This is a genomic window from Pantoea sp. GbtcB22 (genome assembly GCF_019091025.1).
Lineage (GTDB): Bacteria > Pseudomonadota > Gammaproteobacteria > Enterobacterales > Enterobacteriaceae > Pantoea > Pantoea leporis.
On sequence record NZ_JAGXKB010000896.1, the window covers coordinates 1 to 235 of the forward strand.

General features: G+C 54.9%; 1 pseudogene. It reads right to left on the bottom strand.

The features are described 5' to 3' along the window. Positions 1-36 precede the first annotated feature (36 nt). Positions 37-235, bottom strand: a pseudogene (locus KVT28_RS26985) (hypothetical protein); the annotation flags it as partial.

Genomic DNA, 235 nt, shown 5'->3' on the forward strand with positions numbered 1-235 from the left:
CGTGCCTTTCTCATCGTATACATCCGCCAGCGCTTAGCCTTTGTTGTCCAGAGCCTCTTCTCCCGGCGCTGGATTTTCTGCAGTCAGGTAGTTCCAGCTCATGTACAGCACTTGCTCAGGCAATGCGACGCCCTCACTGGCGTACATTATGCGTAGGCGAGAATAGATGCCGGATAGAATCTCGACGTCATTGTGCGCTTCGCCCAGTGCATCCTGACCTTTCCTGTGCCACTGC